Genomic DNA, 1691 nt, shown 5'->3' with positions numbered 1-1691 from the left:
AAGATAAGGTGTCCGTCACGCACCGTGAGCCGCATTCCTGAACCCAGGCAGTTCAGGTGGGCGAGGTCAGCCGGGCTTCGGGTTCATCTGACGCGAGACGATCACACCAACCGGGCGATGTTCCAAGCCCTTGCTCATAAGAGCATCGGTTCAAGGAAATATAAAACTCACGCGAACGCAACGGACTCGAAGAATTCTACGCGCGTCATCCGGCGCGAGTGTGTCTGTTCAAAGCAATTGCCCGTCGGCGCCAAGGGCTTGGTCGACACGGTGGATCAAAGCGTCTATGTCGATGTCTTCGCTGCTCGACGATGCCGAGGCAGGAGCCGGCGCCGGAGCGGGCGACGACTTCGGCGCAGCGGGCCGTTCGGCCAGTGCGTAGGCGAGGTTGAGTGCCGCCAGCACCGCGATCCGCTCGCGCGCCTTGACACGGCCGCCATCGCGGATCGCGCTCATCTCGCGGTCGACGTTGCCCACCGCTTCGAGCAGCGAGGCCTCGCCGCCTTCCGGGCAGCCGAGGATGTAGCTCTGCCCCATGATCGTCACTTCGATCTGCTTCATTTGGTGCGCGCTCCGGAATCGGCACCGACCGCCGCCGGGTCGGCCGGCAGGCGCTCGAGCAGCGCATCGATGCGGCCACGCGCCGCGTTCAGCCGCGAGCGCAGGTTGTCGCGCTCATGCGTGACGGTGGCGAGTTGTTGTTCGAGCAGGGCGTTGGTGCGCTTCAGTTCATCGTGCCGCAGCAACAAGCGCTCGACGCGTTCGGCAAGTTCGTTGATCTTGGCCATGGCGCATCAAAGGTGGAGTGTGAACCGATTGTAGAGGGGGCGCCTGCGCCTGCTTACAATCGCGCCCGTTGGTGCCCGTGCCGGTGTTCACGCCGGCACAGTTAAACGGGAAGCAGAGGTTGCCCGACCGCACGGTCGCACGGCCCACCTGCGCTGCCCCCGCAACGGTAAGCGGACGAAGCCACCCGGCTTCAGCCCCTGCGCATCGCCACTGGAGCCCCTCGGCTCTGGGAAGGCGTCAGGGGTCCTTCCGCCAGCCCGGATACCGGCCAACAAGGCGGCGTCGCGTGCAAGCGCGGCGCCATGGGTGCGCACCAGCGGGGAAGCTGGCGCGCACGGCTTGATCGATGGCAGTTCCTTCATGATTTCTCGTTCCTCGCAGCTGCGCGCGCCCGTCGCGCCGAGCCTGCTTGCCGGCGCCTGCGCCGTGGCCTGTGCCTCCCTGTTCCCGCTGGCCGCCGCCCAGGCGCAGACGGCCGCCGTCGCGGCCGATGGCAGCCGTGTCTTCGCGCCGGTGATCGTCACCGCGACGCGCTTTCCGGAAGACGCGTCGAAGCTGCCGTTCGGCGTCAGCGTGATCACCTCGGCCGACATCCGCGAGGCCGGCGTCACGACGGTCAACGACGCGATCATGAAGCTGCTGGGCGTGCCCGGCCGGCTCGATTTCTACGGCGGCGGCGACTACTCGCTCGACCTGCGCAACTTCGGCACCACCTCCGACAACAACCAGGCGGTGATCGTCGACGGCATCAGGATCAGCGAGGCCGACCTGGGCGGCACGCGGCTGGCCGGCATCCCGATCGACTCGGTCGAGCGCATCGAGGTGCTGCGCGGCAGCGGCGCGGTGCTGTACGGCGAAGGCGCGACCGGCGGTGTGATCGTCATCACGACCAAGGCCGGCGC

The 1691-nt window shown here is 67.3% G+C and carries 3 protein-coding genes, 1 other RNA gene and 1 riboswitch; of the genes, 1 reads left to right on the top strand and 3 read right to left on the bottom strand.

Annotated features, from left to right (window positions below; genetic code table 11):
• Nucleotides 1-7: 7 nt before the first annotated feature.
• The 3 genes from ssrS to AC1D12_RS32770 all read right to left on the bottom strand — a co-directional run bounded on the left by ssrS (nt 8) and on the right by AC1D12_RS32770 (nt 788).
• Nucleotides 8-188, bottom strand: a non-coding RNA gene (ssrS, locus tag AC1D12_RS32780) — 6S RNA.
• Nucleotides 189-228: 40 nt separating this feature from the next.
• Nucleotides 229-561: a cell division protein ZapA gene (locus AC1D12_RS32775; RefSeq protein ID WP_047503002.1), complete on the bottom strand. Its 333-nt coding sequence runs from the start codon at nt 559-561 to the stop codon at nt 229-231.
• Nucleotides 558-788, bottom strand: a complete 231-nt coding sequence (locus tag AC1D12_RS32770) for a cell division protein ZapB (protein WP_047503000.1) — start codon at nt 786-788, stop codon at nt 558-560. The genes AC1D12_RS32775 and AC1D12_RS32770 overlap by 4 nt, the downstream gene beginning before the upstream one ends.
• 53 nt (nt 789-841) lie before the next feature.
• Nucleotides 842-1076: riboswitch (cobalamin riboswitch) on the top strand.
• A 73-nt stretch (nt 1077-1149) separates the two neighbouring features.
• Here AC1D12_RS32770 and AC1D12_RS32765 point away from each other — a divergent pair.
• A partial coding sequence (locus tag AC1D12_RS32765) for a TonB-dependent receptor (protein ID WP_477845299.1) occupies nt 1150-1691 on the top strand: 542 nt, incomplete at its 3' end.

The organism is Rhizobacter sp. P1_G5 (assembly GCF_056405435.1).
The sequence above is the reverse complement of the archived record's forward strand: the minus strand, read 5'-3'. Positions and strand labels throughout refer to the sequence as shown.